This window comes from Massilia oculi (assembly GCF_017582745.1).
Taxonomy (GTDB): Bacteria; Pseudomonadota; Gammaproteobacteria; order Burkholderiales; family Burkholderiaceae_D; genus Telluria; species Telluria oculi_A.
This window is the reverse complement of sequence record NZ_JAFVIM010000034.1, coordinates 1-23,542: the sequence shown is the minus strand read 5'-3', so window position 1 is coordinate 23,542 and position 23,542 is coordinate 1. Positions and strand designations below refer to the sequence as shown.

Genomic DNA, 23,542 nt, shown 5'->3' with positions numbered 1-23,542 from the left:
CGCAAGACATCTCGTAATGGCACTGCTGGACACCCTCGGCGACCTGTGGTCGCGTGCAAGCCGGGCGATGGGCCTGGAAAACGCCGACCGATTCCCGCCCGGCCACGCCTATCCGCACACCCGCTGGAACAAGGCGTATTTCGACATCCCGTCCGACTACAAGGCCGACCGGATGGAGAGCATCGTTTGCGCCGCGATCGCCAACACGCCCTATGTGTTCGGCGAGATCCGCAATCCAACCCCGCGCATGCAGCGCGCGCTGCTGTCCATCATCGAATCGCGCCTGCGCCGCGCCGATGCGCCGGCCGACCTGGTGCACCTGTTGATCAAGGCTTACCGCCAGCCGCATACGCCGGACATCGTGCCAGGCTTGCGGGCCGCGATCGCGGCCAATGCGCAGTACGACGCCAATATCCAGGCGCATGCGGTGCTGGCCTATCTGGGCGATGCACCGGCGGGTTTCGGGGTCATCGAGGCGCAGGGCTGAGTCCCGCCATCGAGTCCGTGCACGTTGTCCGATAAAATAAGCACCCATCTTCGTTCCACAGCCCATACAGCCCACACCGCCATGACTTCCGCCCGTCAGTTCCAATTCAAATCCATCAACTACGCCGGCCTGCAAGCCGGCCCGCGCGTCATCATCATGGGAGCGACCCATGGCAACGAGGTGTGCGGCACCAAGGCGATCAAGCGGGTCATGGAAGAAATCGACAGCGGCGTACTGCACATCGCGGCCGGCAGCGTCACCTTCGTCCCGATCGTCAATCCGCTGGCCTACGCCCAGAACACCCGTAACGGCGACCGCAACCTGAACCGCGACCTGTTCCCGAAAGAGAAGCCGCTGGACTTCGAGGACCAGGTCGCCAACTGGCTGTGCCCCCTGCTCGGCCAGCACGACGTGCTGCTCGACCTGCATTCGTTCGCCGCCACCGGCGAGCCGTTCGTGATGGTCGGGCCGCTCGACAACGACGGCACCCTGCAGCCGTTCCGCCACGCGGCCAAGGAACGCGCCTGGGCGCGCCGCCTCGGCGTGCGCCGCTTCGTCGACGGCTGGCTGGCCACCTATGGCGACGGCGTGCAGCGCCGCAGCCGCAGCGCCGATGAACTGGAAACCGTGCTGCGCTACGGCGTCGGCACCACCGAGTACATGCGCAGCACCGGCGGCTACGCGCTGACCCTCGAATGCGGCCAGCACGACGATCCGGCCGCGCCGGACGTCGCCTACCGCGCCATCATGAACACGCTGGCCCACCTGGGCTTGATCGCCGCCGCGGATCCGGAACCGGTCGCCTTCGACGAGATGGAAGCGCTGTCGATGGTCGTGGTGCACGACAAGCTGCACGCGGACGACGCCTTCGTTCGCCCGTGGAAGAGTTTCGACCCGGTCAGCGAAGGCGAGCTGCTCGGCCACCGCGCCGACGGCACGCCGGTGGTGGCCGAATTCGGCGGGCGCATCCTGTTCCCCGCCGCGAACGCCGCCGCCAACACCGAGTGGTATTACCTGACCCGCCCGAACGCGACCTTCGGCCGCGAGTAAGTCCTTGAACAGGGCATTTCGAACCGTCGCCAGCAAACATTTCTTGAATATCGTAAGATGGCGATATTCGGATCGAAAGAATCCGATATAAGGAAAACCATGGACATCGACGCGATCCACAAGGCCCTGGCCAACCCGGTGCGGCGCCAGATCCTGCAGTGGCTCAAGGAGCCGCAGCAGCACTTCAGCGAGCAGGAACATCCGCTCGAGATAGGTGTGTGCTGCAAGCTCATCGACCAGAAAACCGGCCTGTCGCAATCGACGGTGTCGGCGCACCTGGCCACCCTGCAGCGCGCCGGGCTCGTGAACACGCGTCGCGTCGGCCAATGGATTTTCCTCCAACGGAACGAGGAAGCCATCCATGCCTTCCTCGCACAACTGAACGACGGACTTTAGGAATACCCGATGACTACAATGTTTGACCCGATCAAGGTGGGCGCCCTCGAATGGCCGAACCGCATCGTCATGGCGCCGCTGACCCGCTCGCGCGCCGATGGCGGCGCACGCGTGCCGAATGCGCTGATGGCCGAGTACTATGTGCAGCGCGCGTCGGCCGGGCTGATCCTGTCCGAAGCGACCTCGGTGACGCCGATGGGCGTGGGCTATGCCGATACGCCGGGCATCTGGTCCGACGAGCAGGTCGAGGGCTGGAAGATCGTCACCGAGGCCGTGCACAAGGCCGGTGGTCGCATCTTTTTGCAGCTGTGGCACGTGGGCCGCATCTCGGATCCGTCCTTCCTGGACGGCGAGCTGCCGGTCGCGCCATCGGCGATCCAGCCGGAAGGCCATGTGAGCCTGCTGCGTCCGAAGCGTCCGTTCGTCACGCCGCGCGCGCTCGAACTCGATGAAATCCCCGGCATCGTCGCCGCCTACCGCAAGGGCGCCGAGAACGCCAAGAAGGCCGGCTTCGACGGCGTCGAAGTCCACGGCGCCAACGGCTACCTGCTCGACCAGTTCCTGCAGGATTCCACCAACAAGCGTACCGACGCGTATGGCGGCCCGATCGAGAACCGCGCGCGCCTGATGCTGGAAGTGACCGACGCCTGCATCGACGTCTGGGGCGCGGACCGCGTCGGCGTGCACCTGGCGCCGGCGCGCGATTCGCACGATATGGGCGATTCGACCCCGCTTGATACCTTCGGCTACGTGGCGCGCGAGCTGGGCAAGCGCAAGATCGCCTTCATCTTCACCCGCGAAGGACAAGGTCCGGACGCGCTGGGCCCGATGATCAAGAAGGAATTCGGCGGCGTCTGGATCGCCAACCAGCAGCTCACCCGCGAAAAGGCCGAGGAATTGATCGCCAGCGGCACCGCCGACGCCGTGTCGTGGGGCCAGCTGTTCATCGCCAACCCGGACCTGCCGAAGCGCCTGCAGCTGGGTGCGCCGCTGAACGAGCCGAATACCGATACCTTCTACCATCCGGGCCCGGTCGGCTATACCGACTATCCGGCTCTGGAACAGGCTGCCTGATACATCGCTTTCGCCACCGCTTCGCCGCCCACCGCCGGCGAAGTGGCGGCGCCTCTTTCGACGGGACCTTCACGGTCCCGTTTCTGCGCGTATTGACGATACTAGCGAACACGCATATCGAGAGCACGCAATCTCTCCAACAGGTGTCCAGCGTGGAACGTTAGTGCTATTCTTGCGCGATTGACATTTCGCGCACCCAGATGCGCCCACCGAGAGAGAGGATATTCAGTGAACTTTCCCGCACACCGCGTGATGGCCGTCGCCATCGCTTCCGCCTTCGTCTTCGGCGGAGCTGTCCACGCCGCGCCGGCAAAACAAGCCCCGGCCCGCGCCGAAACCGCCTTCCTCTCGCAGGACGACGCATTTGCCCGTTCCGCCCGCATCGCGAACGTCGACTATGTGCTGGACTTTACCCTGACCGGCAAGGAAACCTTCGCCGGCACCACGACCGTCACCTTCGACCTCAAGGACACCGATTCCGCCGTCACCCTCGACCTGAACAAGGCCACCGTCAAGTCGGTCAGCGTCAACGGCAAGCCGGTCCAGGCGCGCTACAACAACTGGTTCATCACCATCGAGCCGGCGCACCTGGCCAAGGGCCGCAACACCGTCACCGTCGCCTACGAGCGCCTGCACAGCACCAATGGCGAAGGCCTGCACCGCATGGTCGACCCAGCCGACGGCCGTGTGTACACCTATTCGCACTTCGAGCCGGTGGCCGCCCAGCAGATGTTCCCGCTGTTCGACCAGCCCGACCTGAAAGCCAGCTACACCGTCACCGTCACCGCGCCCAAGGACTGGCACGTGGTCACCACCACCCGCGAGACGAAGATCACTGACGCCGGCGCCAACCGCCGCTGGACCTTCAAGCAGACCAAGCGCCTGAGCCCCTACAACTTCTCGCTGCACGCCGGTCCCTACCAGGTCTGGGAAGACAATAGCGGCAAGTACCCGATGCGCCTGTTCGCGCGCCAGTCGCTGGCCAAGCAGGTGGTCCCCGCCGACTGGTTCCGCCAGACCAAGGCCGGCATGACCTTCTTCGAAGAGTACTTCGGCATCCCCTACCCCTTCGAGAAATACGACCAGCTGATCGTGCCGGACTTCCTGTACGGCGCGATGGAAAACGCCGGCGCCATCACCTTCGCCGAAGCACGCTACGGCGTGGCCAACATGACGGCCGACCAGAAGCAGTCGATGACCGAAGTGATCATGCACGAGATGGCCCACCAGTGGTTCGGCAACCTGGTCACCATGAAGTGGTGGAACGGGCTGTGGCTGAACGAGAGCTTCGCCTCCTTCATGGGCATCCTTGCCACCGCCGAATCGACCGAGTTCAAGGATTCGTGGCAGAAGTTCTACCAGACCGGCAAGCAGCGCGCCTACATCCAGGACCAGACCGCGAGCACCCACCCGATCGAAGTGCCGGTGCCGTCGTCGGCCAACGCCTTCGACAATATCGACGCCATCACCTATTCGAAAGGCGGCGCCGCCCTCAAGCAGCTGCGTCACCTGCTGGGCGAGGAAGTATTCCGCAAGGGCGTGCACAACTACCTGGTCAAGTATTCGTGGCAGAACGCCACCCTCGACGACTTCATCAACACCCTGGCCAAGACCGCCGGCCGCGACCTGTCGGGCTGGACGAAAGAGTGGCTGTACCACGCCGGCGTGAACACGATCGCGGCCAATTACAGCTGCAGCAACGGCAAGATCAAGGACTTCACCCTTACCCAATCAGCCCCGAGCAAGGAGCTGCCGACCCTGCGCGAACAACGCGTGCAGGTGGCGGCGTTCAAGATCGACGGCGGCAAGCTGTCGCTGATCAAGAACGTGCCGGTGACCTACAAGGGCGCGAAAACCGCGGTCAAGGACCTCGATGGCGCGGCCTGCCCGGACCTGGTCTACCCGAACTACCAGGACTGGGGCTATGCGAAAGTCCAGCTGGACGCCCGCTCCTTCGATACCGCACGCACCAGGCTGTCGCAGGTCGACGATCCGCTGCTGCGCGCGATGCTGTGGCAAAGCCTGTGGGACAGCGTGCGCGACGCCCAGCTGCCGCTGAACGACTTCATCACCGTGGCCCTGAACAATGCGCCGCAAGAGAAGGACTACACCCTGCTCGGCGACGTGCTGGGCAAGGTCGTCCAGTCGAAGGCCTACCTGGACGCGATGCGCCTCGATAGCGCGTATGCGAAGCAGACCTATGCCGCGCTTGAAAAGATGGCCTGGGACGGAGTGCTGGCGCACAAGGCCAATGCCGACGTCCAGCGCCGCTGGTTCAATCTCTACGTGAGCGTGGCCTCGAGCCCCGAGGCGCTGGCGCGCCTGGCCGGCATCCTCGACGGCAAGATGGATGCCGCCGGCCTGCAGCTCACGCAAGACCTGCGCTGGTCGATCATCGCCCACCTCAACCGCTACAACCACGCCGGCGCCGACGGGCTGATCGCGGCGGAAAGCGCACGCGACAAATCCGACGCCGGCCAGGTGGCGGCGGTGGCGGCCACCGCGTCGCGTCCGGATCCGAAGGTCAAGGCGGAGTGGGTCGGGAAGATCGAAGACCTCAAGACGCCGCTGCCGTTCTCGCGCATCCGCACGGCGATGGGCAGCGTGTTCCCGGCCGAACAGGGCCAGCTGAGCGAGCTCGAGGCCGACGCGCGCCTGGCGCGCCTGCCTGCGATCGACAAGGCGGCCGGCCCGGTCTATATGCGCGCCTACGCCACCACCATGATCCCGACCGCCTGCACGCCGCAAAGCGTCCAGCGCCTGAGCCGCGCGGCCGACCAGATGAAGGACCTGTCGGCCTTCACCCGCCGCTCGTTGCTGGACACCCTGCAGGACGAACAGCGCTGCGTGGCGATCAAGGCGGCGATGACGGCGCCGAAGTAAGCGCTCGATGCGCGCGGACGCCGGCCTGATGCCGCGCCGCGCGCCGGGTTGGCCGCTGGCGGCCACGCTCGGCGCGCACCTGCTGCTCGCATGGTGGTGGTTTGACGCCACCGGCGTGCGGGCGTTACCGTCCATCGTGCCGGCGCTGCGTGAATTCCTCGTGGTGCCGGTGCTGGTGCCGCCGCCTGCCCCCGAATCCTCACCACCCGCTCCGATTCCCCGTTCCTCTGCTCGCTCGCCGGCACGCCCTCCGGTCGAAGCGCAGCCTGTCACGACCGCTCCTGCCATTGCGCCGTTAGCGGAGTCTCCCGCTGAAGCCTATCCCGACCCGCTGGCGCAGCCCGCACCACGAGACGATGCCGCCTCCGAAGAAGCCACGCTGGCCGGCCGCGCCAGGCGTGCCGCCGGCAGCGTCGATCGCGACCTACGCAAAGGCAAGCTGGCCCCGCTCGAGCCGACCGACACGCCATGGAAGCGCTTTGCCAGCGCCGTCGAAGGCGCCCGCAAGGACAGCTCACTCACGCAGACCTCGGAGAGCTACACCTCGCCCGACGGAACCATCGTCTACCGCTTCCGCAAGAATGGTAAATATTACTGCCGCACCGGCGGCGGCGTGCGTTCAAGCATGTTCGGCGCCGAGGGCGGCGGCGCCGTCCTGTTCGACAAGCCCGGCGGCGGGGGCGTCGCCGGCCTCGTGCCCTGCCCCTCCCAGGCCGAGTTCAAGCGCGACTGAGCTCCGCTCGTCGCCGTCGGCGGTGGAACGCACAGCTCCGCCACCCTGCGCCACGCGCCGTCGGCCCCGCACTCCGCCGGCGGATGTTCGCGCAGCAGCGTGCCCAGGTCGAGCGGCGCGCCCACGCGCACCTTGACTCCGCGCGCGATCGGCACGCACAGCGCGTCATGCCAGGCCGCCGCATGGCCTTCGGGCGTAGGCAGTGCCCCGCGCAGCCGGACGGCGGCTTGCTCGCATTCGGCGCTGCTGGCGAACTCGCCGCGCAGGCTGCTGCTCTCCAGAGTGACATCGAGGTGCTGTTGCAGGTACAGCAGCAGGATCATCGTGAACATATAATGGCCGGGTCCGCGGCCCCGGCCGCGCTTGCAGAGGAAACACATTGGACTGGGATTATCCGCAACCGTTCATCCTGCCGGTCGTGCCGCAGGCCGGCGACATCGATGGCCTGAACCACACCAATAACGCCGTCTACGTGCGCTGGTGCGAACAGGCCGGCTGGGCCCACTCGGAAGGGCTGGGCCTGTCGCTGGACGACTACCGGCGCCTGGACCGCGCGATGGCGATCCGGCGCGGCGACTACGAATACCTGTTGCCCACGGTCCAGGGCGAGGCGCTGAGCCTGGCCACCTGGCTGGTCGGCGGCGACGGCAAGCTGACGATGGAACGGCGCTTCCAGCTGGTGCGCGACAGCGACGGCGCCACCGTGCTGCGCGGGCGCTGGGAACTGGTCTGCATCGAGATCAGCAGCGGCCGGCCGCGCCGCATGCCGGCCGAGTTCCTGGACACTTATATGCCCGTCGTGGTCGCACCAGACTGAAACGCTGCCCGCGCGCATGGTTGCATTGCGCATGCTCAAGGACGAGTTTGATCGATCCGGCGTACCGCCCGCTTGGGCGAGGTCAGACTGGTTCCGTCACCCGATCCGACGACGAGGATGCGATGTTCCGGATTCTGCCCAAGATCCCGATCGATATGCGCCTGATCCTGTTCTGGCTGCTGGCCTGCCCGCTGCTCGCGGGGCCGTTGCTGGCCGGGTGCCGGCTGCGCGACGGCGGCCACGAAGAGCTCGTGGTGCCCGAGCTGGTGCGTACCCATCTCTATCTCGCGCCAAATGGATCAGACAGCAATCCCGGCACCCGCGCCGAACCCTTCCGCACCCTGGCGCGCGCGGCCCAGGTGGTCACGCCGGGCACGACCGTGCACGTGGCGCCCGGCATCTATTCGGGCGGCGTGCGCACCACCACCAGCGGCACGCTCGAAGCGCGCATCGTCTTCCAGAGCACCGAGCGCTGGGGGGCCAAGATCGTGCCGCCGCTCGACGCGCGCCAGAGCGCGGCCTGGGACAACCGCGGCAACTACGTCGACATCGTCGGCTTCGAAATCGACGGCACCCAGTACCAGAGCGGCATGAAATGGCTGAGCGGCATCTATAACGGCGGCTCGCACAACGGCGTGCACGGCAACCGCATCCACCACATCGGCAACGACGTGCCGTGCGAGCCCAAGGGCGGCTCCGGCATCGGCATCGACAGCTACTTCAAGGGCGTGGACGTGAGCGTGACCGGCAACCACGTGCACGACATCGGCCCACCCGGCTGCCGCTACATGCACGGCATCTACGTCAGCACCACGGCCAGTGTGCGGGGCAACGTCGTCTACCGCGTATCCGGCGCGGGCATCCATCTGTGGCACGACGCCAACCGCGTGACCGTGCGTGGCAATACCGTGGCGGCCTCCGGCACCGGCATCGTGGTCGGCGGCGGCGACTTTTATCACAGCAAGGGGCCGAACGACCACACCCACGTCAGCAACAACATCGTCTACGACAACCACCACGGCATCCTCGAACAAGGCGCGATCGGCCGCCACAACAGCTTCCGCAACAACCTCGTGTACCAGAGCGCCGGCGAGGACTGGAAGCTGTCGCCCGGCCGCGAGCATACGGGCAGCATCAGCGCGCCGCCCCAGTTCGTCGAGTACAGCGCCAGCGGCACGCCGGACTTCCGCCTGCGTCGCGGCTCGCCGGCGATCGGACAGGGCTTGCCGCTCGAGTCGGCGCCGCCCGGCAGCGGCAATACCGGGGCGCGGCCGATGCGCAAGGCCGACATCGGGGCCCTGCCGTCGGCGCCGCCGTCATAGCGGCCCCATGGCGGCGTCCTGGCGCTTACAGGATTTCGCGCACCCGCTCGAATGGCCGGCACAGGCGCACGCCTTTCGGCGTGACCACGAAGGGCCGCTCGATCAGGATGGGATGCGCGGCCATCGCATCGAGCAGGGCCGCGTCAAGCACCTCCGGCCGGTCCAGGCCCAGCTCGGCGTACAGGGCTTCCTTGCGGCGCACGGCGTCGCGCGGCTGCAGGCCGGCGTCCGCGATCAGGCGCGCCAGTTGCTCGCGGGTCGGTGGATTGGCCAGGTACTCGACTACGCTCGGTTCGTGGCCGGCCTCGCGGATTGCGGCCAGGGTATTGCGCGAGGTTCCGCAGCGCGGGTTGTGGTAAATCGTGATGTCCATTGTCATTACGCGTGGTGTCAGATCGTCATTGGCTTGTCATTCGAACAGCGGCATGATAACCACAGTGCATACCCTGCACCAGCATTTTTGCTTGTCCCCCCTCCCCGCTCCGGCTAGAATCCCACGCTTGATTTTCTAGAGCGTAATGAGAGTTCCCATAGCAACATGTTATTACGCCCAACCGGAGACCCGATGAGCGATTACCTGCAGCGTCCCGAGGCACTGCCCACCATGCGCCAGCGCACCGCGCTGCGCGTGCTGCAGCTGTTCGGCTGGAAGCTGTATTTCAAGCCCCTGCCCGGTCCACATGGCATCGCGGTGGTCTATCCGCACACCTCGAACTGGGACTTCCCGATCGGGCTGGTCGCCAAGTGGGCGCTCGACACGCCGTTTCGCTGGCTGGCCAAGGACTCGCTGTTCCGCGGCGTCATGGGTCGCCTGATGCGCTACTGGGGCGGCATCGCGGTCGATCGCCGCGCGCCGATGGGCGCCACGCGCCAGTTGGCCCAGCAGATGCTGAAGGAAGACTGGTGCTGGGTCGGCATCACGCCGGAAGGCACGCGCGGCTACCGTCCGCACTGGAAAAGCGGCTTTTATCACCTGGCGCGCACCGCCAACGTGCCGCTGCTGCTGGTCAGCTTCGACTACAAGAAGAAGGAATTGCGCGTGACCGAGACGCTCGAACTATCGGGCGACATCGAGCGCGACATGGAAGCGATCCGCGCGGTCTACCATGACGTCACCGCCCTCTACCCGGAGAATGCGGCCCCGATCGTCCTCGCCACGAAGGACGAAAACCAGGCCCAGCGCAAGCGCGCCTGACACGCCTGCCCCTGTTCGGCACCGGCCCAGTCAGGCCGGCGCCGGACGTCCCGCCGCACTCGACCCTGCCAGCCTGTCCCAGGCATTCGCCGCGCTCAGGAACACCTGCCCGCTGAGCTGGCCCAGCAGATCGCTGTCCCGCAACCGGTCCATCACCGGCCCCTTTACTTCGGCCAGGTGCAGGGTCACGCCGCGCTGGCCCAGCGACGCGTTCAATTCCCCCAGCCCGAACAGGGCCGAGGTGTCGATCGCATTCACCGCCGACAGCACCAGCACCAGGTGGGCCGTAGAGGCATGCTGCACCAGTTCCTCGTCGATGCGCTCGTTCACCGCGTCGACGTTCCCGAAGAACAGGCCGGCGTCGACCCGCAGCATCAGCAGGCCAGGCGTGGTCTCGGCCGAATAGCGGTCGACGTTGCGGAAGTGTTCGGTGCCATGGATACGGCCCAGCACCGCGATGTGCGGCCGGCTGGCGCGCCAGATGAGCGAGCCCATCGACAGCGCGACACCCACTAGCACGCCCGCCTCCACTCCCAGCACCAGCACGCCGCCGGCCGTGGCCAGCAGCGCCAGCGCGTCGGCGCGGTCGTAGCGCCAGGCGGTGCGCAGGGTCGACCAGTCGAGCATGCCCAGCACCGCCACGATGATGGTCGCGGCCAGCGTCGGCAGCGGCAGCAGGGCCAGCCAGCCGGTGGGCGCCACCAGCGCCAGGGCCAGCAAGCCGGCCGTGATCATGCTGGCCAGCTGGGTGTTGGCGCCGGCCGCGAAATTGACCGCCGAGCGCGAGATGCTGCCGGTGACCGGAAAGCCGCCGCTCAGGGCGCTGCCGACATTGGCCGCGCCCAGGCCGACCAGCTCGCGGTTGCTGGCCAGTTTCTCGCCGCCGCGCTTGAGCGCCAGCGCCTGCGCGCCGGACATGCTGATCAAGAACACCATGAATCCGATCAAGAGCGCTGGCTGCAGCAAGGCCTGCCAGTGGCCGCTCGAGGTGGCCAGGTTCAGGCCCGGCAAGCCGGCCGGCACCGCGCCGGTGGTGGCCACGCCCAGGCGGTCCAGGGCAAGTAACGGCACCAGCGCGGTGGCGCCCAGCACGACGAACATCGGCGCCAGCTTGGCCCCGATGTCGGCCACGACCGGCTTGACGCGCAGCCGGCGCAGCAGCGGCGCCAGCCATTCGCGCGCCATCACCAGCAAGGCCAGCGAGCTCGTGCCCAGCGCGATGCTGGGCCAGTGCGGTGTGGCGTCCAGCGCGATCGGCCCGCCGACCAGGGTGCGCAACTGGCCCCAGGCGATGACGATCGCCGAGCCGATGGTGAAGCCGCTCATCACCGGGCGCGAAAAGAAATTAGCGAGAAAGCCGATGCGCAGCAGGCCGCAGGCCAGCAGGACCAGGCCCGACATCAGCGCCAGCTGGGCCGCCAGCACGCCATACAGGCCGGTGCCGGGTGTCGCCAGCGGCGCCAGCGTGGACGCCGTCATCAGCGACACGATGGCCATCGGCCCCACCGACTGGGTGCTGCTGGTGCCGAACAGCGCGTACAGCAGCGGCGGGAAGATGCTGGCGTAGATCCCGACCACCGGCGGCAGCCCGGCCACCAGCGCATAGGCCATGCCCTGCGGGATCATCATCATCGCCACCACGATGCCGGCGCTGATGTCGCCCGGCAGCGCGGCGCGCCGGTATTCGCGCAGCCATTGAAGCATGGTCACCCTAGAGGACTTGCCAATTTGAAAGGCCGCTAGCGTAGCATAAATACCGAATAAGCATATTCGGTTTATGAGCTAACACAGGCGGCGCCAGCTCAGGACATCGCCAGTTCGACGCAGTTTCTCCCGGCCCGCTTGGCGCGCGCCAGCGCGGCATTGGCGCGCACCGCCAGCGAATCGCCGCTCTCGCTCTCGCCCAACTGGGCCACGCCCAGGCTGATGGTCACGTGGTCGCAGCCCGGGATCTCGACCTGCTCGATCGCGGCGCGCAGCTTCTCGGCCATCCTGAGGCCGTCGATCGCGCTGGTATGCGGGGCGATCACCAGGAATTCCTCGCCGCCCGAGCGCACCAGCACGTCGCTCGCGCGCAGCAGCGCGCGCACCGTGTCGGCCACCGTGCGCAGCACGATGTCGCCCACCGGATGCCCGAAGCTGTCGTTGACCTGGCTGAAGCGGTCGATGTCGAAGCTAACCAGCGCCAGCGGCAGGCGGTAGCGGCGGGCGCGCTTGATCTCCTGCTCGAGCAGGTGCTCGCCGTGGCGGCGGTTGGCGACCTCGGTCAGGGCGTCGGTCGTGGCCAGGTGGGTCACGCGCGCCAGCAAGGCCTCGTTCTCGCCCGTGACCTCGGCCATGCGCAGGCCATGGGACGCCAGCTGGGCCAGGTCGTCCAGCGCCTGCAGCTGCGCGCGAGAGAAGGCGCGCGCATGGTCGAACATCAGGCACAGCGAGCCGCGCGGCCCGCCCGGTCCCTGGTCCGGGATCGGCAGGCCGACCACCATGCGCACGCCGAAGCCCTCCAGGCTGGCCGCCAGTTCGGGCTCGCCCGCCTTCTCCGGCGCGTCGAGCAGGGTGAATTCGCCGGTGGCCGCAGCCAGCAGGCCGGGGAAGGCGTGGCGCAGCGGAGACTGCAGCAGGCGCCCCTCATAGTGGAGCAGCGCCATCAGGTGCAGGCCGGCCACACCCTGCTCGGCTTCCAGGTGCAGGTCGCCGTCGCGGTGCTGGAACAGCGCCGCATGCACCAGGCCCGGCCAGCCGGACAAGGCCGCGCACAGGCGCTCGGCAAAGCGCACGCTGTCGTCGGCGTGACCCAGGGCCTCCAGGCTGGCGCCGCGCAGCGCCAGCAGCGTGTGCAGCTCTTCCTCGGCGGAGGTCGGCGCGGATGCCGGCGCGAAGCCGGCGCGCAGGCGGGCATCCAGCAGCGCGCGGGTCTGCTGCGCGCGCAGCGGGCCGATGGCATAGTCGATCGGCCCGAAGGCCATCAGCGCCGGCAGCCAGCGCGCATTGGTGAAGGGGCACAGCACCAGGGTCGGCTTGCCGGCCCGTTCGGCCACCAGGGCGCCCAGGGCAGCCAGGTCGATGCCCAGCTCGCAGCGCTCGAGGTCCAGTACCAGGAGGTCGGCCGGCTCGCGCGCCAGCAGGCTGCGCGCCTGCTCGGCGCCGGAGGCCACCCGCAACTGCGAGAAGACCCCGGCGCACGCGCTCTGGAAATCGGCGCGGCGCTGGCCCACCGGGTTCACGAACAGGCAGCTGTAGTCGATGTCCACCTCGTCCGCGTGCGCGCCCTCTTCTCCCATCCTCATCCTCCAAAACGTTTCCAGGCATTACCGATTCGCCATGTTTGCCTCGCGAGTGTGCCATAACCGCGGCGCTGTGTGTGGAACCGCACCGTCGCGCCGGGCCATGCGTCCAATACTCTCCAGATCGAATGCACATTCATGGGAGAAGCACGATGGGACAGCAGGACGACGTGGCGAACAAGCAGAAGGCCATCCAGAACCGCCAGGACCAGATCGATGGCAGCATGCAGAAGGCCAAGAATGACGACAAGGGCGCCGTGCAGACCGGCGTGCGGCAGCCGGAAACGCCGATGCCCGACCAGCACCTGGCCAAGCCCGGCATCGAGGCGCGGATGGAACTCAAGCCGAAATTCATGGCCGAGGGCTACAAGGGCAGCGGCAAGCTGGAGGGCATGAGCGCCATCGTGACCGGCGGCGACTCCGGCATCGGCCGCGCGGTCGCGGTGCTGTTCGCGCGCGAAGGCGCCGACGTGGCCGTCATGTACCTGAACGAGCACGAGGACGCCGAGGAAACCAAACACTGCATCGAGGCCGAGGGCCGCCGTTGCATCACCATATCGGGCGACGTCAAGGACGCCGCCTTCTGCAACGAGGCGGTGGAAAAAGTCGTCGCCGAATTCGGCCGCCTGGACGTGCTGGTGAATAACGCCGCCTTCCAGGAACATGCGAACTCGCTGCTCGACATCACCGAAGAGCGCCTCGACGAAACCTTCCGCACCAATATCTATGGTTACTTCCACATGGCGCGCGCCGCCCTGCCCCATCTGAAACGCGGCGCGGCGATCATCAACACGGGATCGGTGACCGGCCTGCAGGGTTCCAAGAAGCTGCTCGACTACTCGGCCACCAAGGGCGCGATCCACGCCTTCACGATGTCGCTGGCCTCGAGCCTGATCGAACAGGGCATCCGCGTCAATGCGGTGGCGCCGGGCCCGGTCTGGACTCCGCTAAACCCGGCCGACCAGACGCCCGAGCAGCTGAAGGAATTCGGCGCCGCCACCGACTACAAGCGCCCGGCCCAGCCGGAAGAACTGTCGCCGGCCTATGTGTTCCTGGCCTCGCCCGTGTGCTCGGGCTATATCACCGGCATCGTGCTGCCGATCACCGGTTCGGTCGGCTGACAGGCCGTTCTGCAAACGAGGAGGAGAGCATCCATGCGCAGCATGTGGAAAGGAGCGATCAGTTTCGGGCTGGTCCACATCCCGGTCGATATGTACACCGCGGTCGAGAGCAAGGGGCTGGACCTGACCATGCTCGACCGGCGCGACTTTTCGCCAGTGGGCTTCAAGCGCTACAACAAGGGCAACGGCAAGGAGGTGGCGTGGGACGACATCGTCAAGGGCTACGAATATGAAGACGGCGAATACGTGGTGCTGTCCGACGAAGACCTGCGCCGCGCCAACCCCGAGGCGACGCAGACCATCGACATCCAGGCCTTCGTGAATGCCGAGGACGTGCCGCTCATCTACTACGACCAGCCCTACTACCTCGCACCGGGCAAGGGCGGCGCCAAGGTCTACGCCCTCCTACGCGAGACCCTGCGCGAGGCCGGCAAGATCGGCATCGCGCGCGTCGTCATCCGGGTCAAGCAGCACCTGGCCGCGCTGGTGTGCGTGGGCGACACCATCGTGCTCAACACCTTGCGCTATCCGGACGAGATGCGCGACGCGGACGAACTCAAGATCCCGTCGCCCAATTCGAAGACCGCCGCCGTCACCGTCAAGGAACTCAAGATGGCGATGGCGCTGGTCGAAGGCATGAGCGAGGACTGGGCGCCGGAGCAGTACCACGACACCTACCGCGAAGACGTGCTGGCCCTGGTCAAGAAGAAGATCAAGGCCAGGCAGACCAAGACCATCACCCAGCCCGAGCCCGAGAAGGAAAAGCGCACCAGCGGCAAGGTCATCGACCTGGTCGCCCTGCTCCAGGCCAGCCTGGGCAAGAAGCCGGCCAAGGCCGCGCTGGCGGCGCTGAACGACGACGATGACGACGATGACGACGATCCGCCACCGCGCAAATCGAGGAAGCCGGCCGATGAGGACGACGACGACGACGCCCCCGCGCCGCGCGCGCGCAAGACGGCCGGCGCGGGCAGCCGCTCCGGCGCCACCGCCGCCAAGTCGACCCGCACGACGGCGAGCAAGAGCGCAGCCAAGCCGGCCGCAAAGAAAGCCGTGGCCAAAAAGGCAGCCGCAAAAGCCCCGGCGAAGGCGCCGGCACGCAAGAAGGCGGCGTGAGGATGGGGGAACTGATCGACCTCCTCCAATGGCCGGCCATGGTGGTCAGCCTCTACGCCGCCTTCCTGATCGGCTCCAAGCGCGCCGAACGCCGGGTCTTCGGATTCTGGATGTTCATCCTCAGTAACCTGATGTGGATCGTCTGGGGCTGGCACGACGAAGCCTGGGCCCTGATCACCCTTCAGTTGGCGCTGATGGCGATGAATATCCGGGGCATCTTCAAGAATGGGCATTGAATGCCGGAGGGCGGCGCCGCCGCCTTCTGCCACCTCTTCCTTTCGAAGTATTGCAAAAACCTATCATAATAATTAAAGCAATTATCTTTCCCTAATTGGGATTGCTCATTAGAATCTATCTCATTGAAATTCAACGCAATGAGGAGATCACGAATGAGCCAACCCTGCCTGACCACCGCCTCCGGCATCCCGCTCGCCGACAACCAGAATTCGCTGAGCGCCGGCCCGCGTGGCCCGCTGCTGCTGCAGGATTTCCATCTAATCGAAAAGCTGCAGCATTTCAACCGCGAGCGCATCCCGGAGCGCGTCGTCCACGCCAAGGGTTCGGGCGCCTACGGCAGCTTCACCGTCACCCACGACATCACCAGGCTGACCAAGGCGAACCTGTTCTCCCACGTCGGCAAGCAGACCCCGGTGTTCCTGCGCTTTTCGACCGTCGGCGGCGAGAAAGGCAGCGCCGATACCGAACGCGATCCGCGCGGCTTCGCCCTGCGCTTCTACACCGAAGAAGGCAACTGGGACCTGGTCGGCAACAACACGCCGGTGTTCTTCATCAAGGACCCGATCAACTTCCCGGACTTCATCCACACCCAGAAGCGCGATCCGCAGACCAACCTCAAGTCGGCCAATATGATGTTCGACTTCTGGAGCAATGCGCCGGAAAGCCTGCACCAGGTGACGATCCTGTTCTCGGACCGCGGCACCCCGGACGGCTACCGCCACATGGACGGTTTCGGCAGCCACACCTATAGCCTGATCGACGAACAGGGCGAGCGCGTCTACGTGAAATGGCACTTCAAGACCCGCCAGGGCATCAAGAACCTGAGCGCGGCGGAAGCAACCCGCATCGCCGGCAGCGACCCGGACCACGCCCAGCGCGACCTGTTCAACGCGATCGCCGCCAACGACTTCCCGCAGTGGGACGTGCAGGTGCAGGTCGCGACCATCCAGGAACTGGAAGCCTGGAGCGCGCGCACCGGCTGGAATCCGTTCGACCTGACCAAGGTCTGGCCGCACGGCGACTTCCCCGTGCAGCCGGTCGGCGTGCTGGAACTGAACCGCAACCCGCAGAACTACCACGCCGAAGTCGAGCAGGCCGCCTTCTCGCCGGCCAACGTGGTGCCGGGCCTGGGCTACTCGCCCGACAAGATGCTGCAGGGCCGCCTGTTCGGCTACCACGACGCCCAGCTGTACCGCGTCGGCACCAACCACCAGCACCTGCCGGTGAACGCACCGCGCTGCCCGGTCCACAACCACCAGCGTGACGGATCGATGGCGATCGCCAACGGCGGTTCGGCGCGCAACTACCACACCTTGAACAGCGTGGGCGCCGGCGCCACCGGCATGGGCCACGGCGAGCGTGAACTCGCCCTCGACGGCGATGCCGGCCGCTTCGACTTCCGCGGCCAGGAAGACGATTACACGCAGGCCGGCAACCTGTTCCGCCTGATGGACGCCCAGGCGCGCCAGAACCTGTGCGACAACCTGGCCGGTCCGCTGAGCCAGGTGGACGAGGACATCCTGCAGCGCCAGCTGCGCCACTTCGACCTGGCCGATCCGGCTTATGGCAGCGGCGTGCGCGCCTCGCTCAAGGCACTGGGCAGGAACGTCGACTAAGCCGCAACCGGTTCTCCCTCCTTGCCGCCACCCGGACCTCCAGTTCCGGCGTGGCGGTTTTTTATTCAGGGCTCGAATCCGAGCGTCTTCATCGCCTTCGTGAGCGTCTTGGCCGCCGTGGCATAACCCTCCCACGGCGCATTACCCTCGTCCAGCCGCGTGTGCACGTTGGCCACGGTCCACTGCGTGCTCGATTTCAGGCCGGGCAGCTCTTCCCAGCGCAGCGGCACCGAGATCCCGAGTCCCGGGCGCACCCGCGCCGACCAGGCGGCGACGGTGGTCGCGCCCTGCCCGTTGCGCAGGTAGTCGATGAAGATCTTGCCGACCCGGTTCTTCGGCCCGCTCTTGAAGGCGAAGCGGTCGGGCAAGGTGTCGGCCATATGCCGCACGATCGCCTGCGAGAACGCCTTGACGGTATCCCAGTCGTGGCCGCCCTTGATCGGCACCACCACGTGCAGGCCCTTGCCGCCGCTGGTCTTGAGAAAAGCAGGCAAGCCAAGTTCGTCGAGGAAGGCGTGCATCAGCTGGGCCGCCTCCTGCATCGCCGGCCATTCGACGCCCTGGCCCGGGTCGAGGTCGAACACCATGCGGTTCGGCTTCTGGTAACTGCCCTTGAACGCATTCTGGGTGTGGATCTCGACCACGTTCCACTGCGCCGACGACAGGATGCCTTCCACCTTCGCCACTTCGAGCATCGGCGGATGATCGGGGTCGAGCGCCTGGTCCAGCTGGCGCAGGCCAGGCATCTTGCGCACGTCGGCATGCTTCTGGAAGAACAGCTCGCCGCCCACGCCCTCGGGCGCGCGCACCAGCGACACCGGACGGCCCTTCAGGTGTTCCATCATCAGTTCGCCGACCAGCGCGTAGTAGCGGATCAGGTCGAGCTTGGTCGCGCCGCTTTCCTTGTCGATAACACGGTCGCCATTCGTGATCTTCATCGTTGCCGGCAGCTTGCCAGATGCCGCAACGGGATCCTCATCGTCCTTTGGAGTCGCTTCGGTCATGTGCTGTGCCTTCTCGCGTGTGATGCCCTTGGCCGGCTTGTCTTCGCGCAGGCCCTGGAATACCGGATGGCGCACGGCGCCGGCGCTGGTCCATTCCGAGAAGCTGACTTCGGCCACCAGCACCGGCTTGACCCAATGGTGCTTGCGGCCGGGGACGGCGCGCGGCGGGAAGGGACTCTCGTCGCTGCGCAGCTTCTCCAGCCGCTTGGCGATCGAGGCCAGCGAGGAATGGTTGAAGCCCGAGCCGACATTGCCCGCGTAGCGCAGCACGCCCTCGTCATCATACGTCCCGAGCAGCAGCGAACCGATGCCGGTGCGCGAACCCTTGGGATCGGTGAAGCCGCCGATCACGAATTCCTGGCGTAGCCCGCACTTGAGCTTGATCCAGTCGGGCGAGCGCCGCGAGACATAGCGCGCATCGCGGCGCTTGCCGATCACGCCTTCCAGGCCGATCTTGCAGGCCGCGATCACGAGTTCGTCCGGCTTGTCGCCGAATTCGGCGGAAAAGCGCACCTTGTCCGATTTCTTTTTCTTGAGCAGTTTTTCGAGCAAGCCGCGCCGGTCGACCAGCGGCAGCTCGCGCAGATCGTGGCCGTCGAAGTACGGCACGTCGAACAGGAAGAATTCGATGCGCTCGGCATGCTTGCCGTCGAAGGCCAGCTGCAGCTTGCCGAAATCGGGTTTGCCGTGCTCGTCGTGGACCACGATCTCGCCGTCGTACCAGCCATCGGGCAGCTTCATGCGCTCCAGCTCGGCCTTGAGCGGCAGCAGCTTGTCGGTCCAGTCGTTGGCATTGCGCGTGATCAGGCGTACCGCGCCGTCCTCGATGCGCGCCAGCATGCGGTAACCGTCGAACTTGACCTCGAACACCCAGTTCTCGGGGTCGGGCGGCGGCGCGTCCACCAGCGTCGCCAGCTCGGGAGAAAATTTCTCGGGCAAGGTAACCTTGGCGGTTGCCGGCGCGGCCGCCTTCTTCTTCGGCGCCCGTTTTTTCGGGGCCGGCGCTTCTTGCCCGTCTTCGCGCAGCGTCTCGATCTTGCGCTGCACGCGCTCGGGCATCGGCAGATCCTTGACGCTGTCCGGCATCTCGTCGACCAGCGAGAACTCCTCTGACGAGCGCGCGTACTCGTCCTTCTCCTTGATCAGGAGCCACGGTTCCTGCTTCTCGTTGCCGCGGCCCTTCATGCGCACCAGGGTCCAGCGGCCGCGCATCTTGTGCCCGTGCATCTCGAACTTGATGCTGCCCTTGGCAAAACCCTTGTGCGGGTCTTCCAGCGGTTCCCAGGTGCCCTTGTCCCAGATGATCACTTTCCCCGCGCCATATTGCTTGGCTGGAATGGTTCCTTCGAAATCGGAATACGAGATCGGGTGATCCTCGACGTGCACCGCCATGCGCTTGTCGTGGGTGTCGTAACTGGGCCCTTTCGGCACCGCCCAACTTTTCATCGTGCCATCCAGCTCGAGCCGGAAATCGTAATGCAGGCGGCTGGCCCAGTGCTTCTGGATGACGAAGGTCAAGGCATCGAGTCCGGGTGTACCCCCTTCGGCCGGTTCGGACGTGATCGTGAAGTTGCGCTTGGCTTTATAGACTTTGAGTGCGTCGGGCATCGCGGTGCTCCTGGAACCTATTGATCACAGCCTATTCCTGCCTCGCGCCGGGCACTGTACGGCAGCGAACGCTGACCGGGGCCAGTGCGATAAATGTAAGCGGATGTAATTTTCGTCAACTGGACCGTGACGCCCCCCGTTATCAGCTCAGTAACACGGGGAAAACAACTCTACGGAGCCCCACACGAGAGCAACCGAGTTTCAAACCACTTTAAAGGAATGACACCATGAGCAAAATCGCCGCTACCCTGATCGCTGGTCTGTTCGCTACTTCCGTGTTCGCCCAGACGCCTGCCGCCACCACCGCCACCCACGCCGAAGCGCAGGCCAATAAAGATGCAGCCAAGGCCGACGCCAAGCACGCGAAAGAAGTCGCCAAGGCCGATGAAAAGGTAGAGAAGGCCAACGCCGAAGCAAAGGCCGACGTGGCCAAGGCGGAAGCGAAAGCAGCCGAGAAGAAAGCTGAAGCCAAGGCCGACCAGGTCGAAGCGAAGGCCGACGGCGTCGCCCGTTCGCAGTAATCCCCCTGGCTCAGGGCCCTCACCAGAAGCCGGCTCGAGCCCCACCATATCGCGGCGTTCCCACGCCCCCCCCATGCAAAAGACAGGCCTTCCTGTCTTTTGCCATGTCTGCTCTACAATAAGCTTTTTGCCCGCAGCGTAAAGGACATCATGGACCGTATCGTCTTCCTCGACCGCGACAGCCTGCAAGCCAATGTGCGCGTGCCCGGCTTCGCGCATACATGGCAGGATCACGCGGGCACCAGCCCGGACGAGGTCGTGGAACGCCTGGCCGGCGCCACCGTCGCGATCACCAACAAGGTGCCGCTGTCTGCGGGGGCGATCGCGCAACTGCCCGACCTGAAGCTGGTCGCCATCGCGGCCACCGGCACGGACAACGTGGACCTGGCCGCCTGCCGCGAACGCGGCATCGTGGTCTCGAACATTCGCGACTACTCGCTGGTCTCGGTGCCGGAACACTGCTTCGCCCTGATGCTGGCGCTGCGCCGCAACCTGCGCGCCTACGCCCTCGACGTCGAGGCGGGCAAATGGGAAACCTCCAGCCGCTTCTGCCTGCTCGACCACCCGATCGGCGACCTGGCCGGCAGCCGCCTGGGCATCGTCGGCTACGGCGCGCTCGGCAAGCGGGTTGCCGACATCGCGCGCGCCTTCGGCATGCAGGTGGCCGCCACCTCGCGTTCGCCGATCCGGGATCCGGACGTGACCGAACTGGCGCTGGACGAACTGCTGGCGACGTCAAGCATCGTCAGCCTGCACCTGCCGCTCACCGAACAGACCCGCGGCCTGATCGGCCGGCGCGAGCTGGGCCTGATGAAACCGGGCGCGCTCCTGATCAACACCGCGCGCGGCGGCTTGGTCGACGAGGCGGCGCTGGCCGAGGTGCTGATGGAAGGCCGCATCGGCGCCGGCTTCGATGTCCTGAGCAAGGAACCGCCATCGTCCGGCAATCCCCTGCTCGGCCTGCGCCTGCCGAACTTCATCCTGACCCCGCACGTGGCCTGGGCCAGCGCGGGCGCGATGCAGACGCTGGCCGACATGCTGGTTGATAATATCGAGGCGTGGCGCGCGAGTGCGCCGCGCAACGTGGTCTGAACGCAGCCCAAGCATGCTGAACAAAACTTCTCGGCGTCCCTTCCACAGATGTTCAGGCAGCGAAAGATAGCCGTGGCGAATAGGTGTTCGGCCTTGGCATCAATCCGTACATCAATACGGCTATTACAGTAGTGCAAAACATCGTCGGGGATGCCCGCTATCGACCCAAAGCTGACCTTAATCGGCTGTCGCCAAGCTCTCGCGGTTCCTTACCCATATCCATGCGCAGATTCCCACAACCCCGGCGGTGAAACCGGCGCCGCCAGCAATTGCAACGGATATTGGTTTGACGGCAGTGCCTTCTTCCAGCAACGCGTTAAGACTGAAATACGTGGCGATAGACATCGTAGCCAAGACGACTCCCATTTTGCCCGCCCGCTCTCCGAGTTGGCGCCATCGTTTCGTATACAGTGACCACACCACACCGGCCGCGACCAATGGGCTGATGACAGCGCAAAACAAGAAGAGCAGTACGAGCAAAAAGGAAGAAGGCACGTTTAACTCCACTGATTGATACTTCGAAGGCCGGAGCATCCGCTTCTGGCCGATTACTGACGTTTGGAAGATCGCAACATACAAGCGGCTAAGCTCGCTGCCTCGATTGATCAGCCCATCTTCTCGATCACGTGCCATTCGAATCGAATATCAGGCTTGGCTGAACGCTCCAGATCAGCGACTGCAAACCGGTCAGACGATACTGCCCTTCCTGTGGCCGCACGGCTTGAGCGAATTCGCGTGCTCCATTCGCGTCCATCGTCACCGTCATCGAGTTTTCGTCGATCTGCCAAGCGCAGTCCGGACCCGGCTCGAAGCGTAGGCGCCAGTCCGGGCCGGCGAGCAGGAAGGGTCGGTCGAAAGGGAGTCGCAAAGCGAGCAGCACGCCCAGCTCTTCGACCTGGCGGGCGCCCAGCGTTATCTCGGCCATTGGGGAGCGCAACAGCCGGCTGCGCTGCTGCACCGCCAGCACGTCGGTAAACAGGAAGCCACTCGATGAACCATCACGCTCCGTGGCGGCTTTGACTTGCGCCGCTACGTCCTCGATATCGAGCAGCGAGGACCGATGCAGGTCCGTGATCCATAAAGGCATGTAGGGCAACAGCACTTCCAGCAGCTGCGCCGTTTTCCATTGTTTCGCGGCGCGTTCTTCCTCGATTGTCAGGCCGACCACCTGGATGAATGCAAACCGCCCGTTCGGCGATTCGACCAGCGGCAGCTCGGGGTCGGCAACGAAGCCGATCGAGCACAAGGTTGTTTGGGTGTCCAACGCGATTGGCCCGTTCGCGGTCATCCAGTCGCCAGGGTTAAAGACATTACCCGTCTTGAAGACATAACGAGCAAGGTTCTGCAGCAAGGCTAGCACCCATCTCGGAGCCGTTGTTTCCTCTCCCTTCGTCTTGAGCCTGAACGTCAGTTCGAAACCGTAGCCACTGGTTTCCGAGTCGTCCGATTCCTTCTCATACAGCTCGGTGAAGCCATACGTCACGTAATGCCAGTGCGGGACAGGCAGGTCGCGGCGGAAGACGCTGATGCCCTCCAGCGGATCCGGTCCGCCCAAGCGATGGCTGATCAGGGTACCGAAGTGTTCGGGCTTCTGGTCGCCGTATAGTGGAGCAAAGCTGGCATCGATGGCATCCCAGCCGCGGGTGACAACTTCATCATCCGTGTCTTCTTTATTGTCATTTTCGAGGTTCAAATGCTTCTCCAGGAGAGATATTCATGTCTTAGTCGATGGTGGACTTGCCTGGCGTCTGCAAGCGACCCAAATCGGCTGTTCGGGTCAGCTCAACAGGTTGCGGGGTTGGATAGTTACGGAATGTCTCGGCCGGCAGATGTCGACCCGAAGCAGACATTCATACATTAGCTGGTAATCCCCCCACAGAAAGAGCGCGTTTAGAAGTAGAATTTTCTACTTAAGAACAGAAAGCTCTACATGAAGACGTCCCGTTTTACCGACAGCCAGATCATCGCCATCCTCAAGCAAGCCGA

General features: G+C 65.5%; 20 protein-coding genes and 1 pseudogene. 15 read left to right on the top strand and 6 right to left on the bottom strand.

The genetic code is table 11. The features are described 5' to 3' along the window. The first annotated feature begins 16 nt into the window (after nt 1-16). The 8 genes from J3U95_RS25895 (at nt 17) to J3U95_RS25860 (ending at nt 8,762) form a co-directional block, all read left to right on the top strand. The gene (locus J3U95_RS25895; RefSeq protein WP_005670010.1) at nt 17-487 is read left to right on the top strand and encodes a hypothetical protein; all 471 of its coding nucleotides are present in this window, start codon (nt 17-19) and stop codon (nt 485-487) included. An 81-nt stretch (nt 488-568) separates the two neighbouring features. After that, a complete protein-coding gene (locus tag J3U95_RS25890; protein ID WP_208281443.1) occupies nt 569-1,537 on the top strand; it encodes a succinylglutamate desuccinylase/aspartoacylase family protein in 969 nt (322 codons plus the stop codon). Nucleotides 1,538-1,636: 99 nt separating this feature from the next. Continuing rightward, nucleotides 1,637-1,933, top strand: coding sequence for an ArsR/SmtB family transcription factor (locus J3U95_RS25885; protein WP_208281442.1), 297 nt, complete (start codon nt 1,637-1,639; stop codon nt 1,931-1,933). 9 nt (nt 1,934-1,942) lie between these two features. Next, on the top strand, nt 1,943-3,007 hold the full coding sequence (locus tag J3U95_RS25880) for an alkene reductase (protein WP_208281441.1): 1,065 nt from the start codon (nt 1,943-1,945) through the stop codon (nt 3,005-3,007). Nucleotides 3,008-3,235: 228 nt separating this feature from the next. Further along, nucleotides 3,236-5,890: an aminopeptidase N gene (pepN, locus tag J3U95_RS25875; protein ID WP_370662110.1), complete on the top strand. Its 2,655-nt coding sequence runs from the start codon at nt 3,236-3,238 to the stop codon at nt 5,888-5,890. A 115-nt stretch (nt 5,891-6,005) separates the two neighbouring features. Continuing rightward, the gene (locus J3U95_RS25870) at nt 6,006-6,623 is read left to right on the top strand and encodes a hypothetical protein (RefSeq protein WP_208281440.1); all 618 of its coding nucleotides are present in this window, start codon (nt 6,006-6,008) and stop codon (nt 6,621-6,623) included. A 379-nt stretch (nt 6,624-7,002) separates the two neighbouring features. Beyond that, nucleotides 7,003-7,440 (top strand): acyl-CoA thioesterase, encoded by a 438-nt coding sequence (locus J3U95_RS25865; protein WP_208281439.1) that lies wholly within the window; start codon nt 7,003-7,005, stop codon nt 7,438-7,440. Nucleotides 7,441-7,562: 122 nt separating this feature from the next. Further along, nucleotides 7,563-8,762: a right-handed parallel beta-helix repeat-containing protein gene (locus J3U95_RS25860; protein WP_208281438.1), complete on the top strand. Its 1,200-nt coding sequence runs from the start codon at nt 7,563-7,565 to the stop codon at nt 8,760-8,762. A 28-nt stretch (nt 8,763-8,790) separates the two neighbouring features. On the opposite strand, the pseudogene arsC reads toward J3U95_RS25860, so the two are convergent. Then, a pseudogene (gene arsC, locus J3U95_RS25855) lies at nt 8,791-9,135 on the bottom strand (arsenate reductase (glutaredoxin)); the annotation flags it as partial. A 192-nt stretch (nt 9,136-9,327) separates the two neighbouring features. On the opposite strand from arsC, the gene J3U95_RS25850 reads away from it, so the two are divergent. Then, the gene (locus tag J3U95_RS25850; protein WP_208281436.1) at nt 9,328-9,957 is read left to right on the top strand and encodes a 1-acyl-sn-glycerol-3-phosphate acyltransferase; all 630 of its coding nucleotides are present in this window, start codon (nt 9,328-9,330) and stop codon (nt 9,955-9,957) included. A gap of 30 nt (nt 9,958-9,987) precedes the next feature. Here J3U95_RS25850 and J3U95_RS25845 read toward each other — a convergent pair whose 3' ends face one another. Both J3U95_RS25845 and J3U95_RS25840 read right to left on the bottom strand, forming a co-directional pair. Next, the gene (locus tag J3U95_RS25845) at nt 9,988-11,661 is read right to left on the bottom strand and encodes a SulP family inorganic anion transporter (RefSeq protein WP_208281435.1); all 1,674 of its coding nucleotides are present in this window, start codon (nt 11,659-11,661) and stop codon (nt 9,988-9,990) included. Between the two features lie 98 nt (nt 11,662-11,759). Beyond that, complete coding sequence (locus tag J3U95_RS25840) at nt 11,760-13,238, bottom strand: GGDEF domain-containing protein (RefSeq protein WP_208281434.1); 1,479 nt, start codon at nt 13,236-13,238, stop codon at nt 11,760-11,762. A gap of 155 nt (nt 13,239-13,393) precedes the next feature. On the opposite strand from J3U95_RS25840, the gene J3U95_RS25835 reads away from it, so the two are divergent. The 4 genes from J3U95_RS25835 (at nt 13,394) to J3U95_RS25820 (ending at nt 17,331) form a co-directional block, all read left to right on the top strand. Beyond that, a complete protein-coding gene (locus J3U95_RS25835) occupies nt 13,394-14,362 on the top strand; it encodes an SDR family oxidoreductase (protein ID WP_208281433.1) in 969 nt (322 codons plus the stop codon). 33 nt (nt 14,363-14,395) lie between these two features. Then, nucleotides 14,396-15,478, top strand: a complete 1,083-nt coding sequence (ku, locus tag J3U95_RS25830) for a non-homologous end joining protein Ku (RefSeq protein ID WP_208281432.1) — start codon at nt 14,396-14,398, stop codon at nt 15,476-15,478. A 2-nt stretch (nt 15,479-15,480) separates the two neighbouring features. Beyond that, a complete protein-coding gene (locus tag J3U95_RS25825) occupies nt 15,481-15,714 on the top strand; it encodes a hypothetical protein (RefSeq protein ID WP_208281431.1) in 234 nt (77 codons plus the stop codon). Nucleotides 15,715-15,867: 153 nt separating this feature from the next. Continuing rightward, on the top strand, nt 15,868-17,331 hold the full coding sequence (locus J3U95_RS25820) for a catalase (protein WP_208281430.1): 1,464 nt from the start codon (nt 15,868-15,870) through the stop codon (nt 17,329-17,331). Nucleotides 17,332-17,396: 65 nt separating this feature from the next. Here J3U95_RS25820 and ligD read toward each other — a convergent pair whose 3' ends face one another. Continuing rightward, nucleotides 17,397-19,943 carry a DNA ligase D gene (gene ligD / locus J3U95_RS25815; protein WP_208281429.1) on the bottom strand — a complete coding sequence of 849 codons (2,547 nt, stop codon included), beginning with the start codon at nt 19,941-19,943 and terminating at the stop codon, nt 17,397-17,399. A 227-nt stretch (nt 19,944-20,170) separates the two neighbouring features. On the opposite strand from ligD, the gene J3U95_RS25810 reads away from it, so the two are divergent. Both J3U95_RS25810 and J3U95_RS25805 read left to right on the top strand, forming a co-directional pair. Next, complete coding sequence (locus tag J3U95_RS25810) at nt 20,171-20,464, top strand: hypothetical protein (RefSeq protein WP_208281428.1); 294 nt, start codon at nt 20,171-20,173, stop codon at nt 20,462-20,464. A 150-nt stretch (nt 20,465-20,614) separates the two neighbouring features. Next, nucleotides 20,615-21,556: a D-2-hydroxyacid dehydrogenase gene (locus tag J3U95_RS25805; RefSeq protein WP_208281427.1), complete on the top strand. Its 942-nt coding sequence runs from the start codon at nt 20,615-20,617 to the stop codon at nt 21,554-21,556. 177 nt (nt 21,557-21,733) lie between these two features. Here J3U95_RS25805 and J3U95_RS25800 read toward each other — a convergent pair whose 3' ends face one another. Continuing rightward, nucleotides 21,734-22,189: a hypothetical protein gene (locus tag J3U95_RS25800; protein ID WP_208281426.1), complete on the bottom strand. Its 456-nt coding sequence runs from the start codon at nt 22,187-22,189 to the stop codon at nt 21,734-21,736. Further along, nucleotides 22,179-23,249, bottom strand: coding sequence for a suppressor of fused domain protein (locus J3U95_RS25795; RefSeq protein ID WP_208281425.1), 1,071 nt, complete (start codon nt 23,247-23,249; stop codon nt 22,179-22,181). Before J3U95_RS25795 ends, J3U95_RS25800 begins: the two co-directional genes overlap by 11 nt. Between the last annotated feature and the right edge of the window lie 293 nt (nt 23,250-23,542).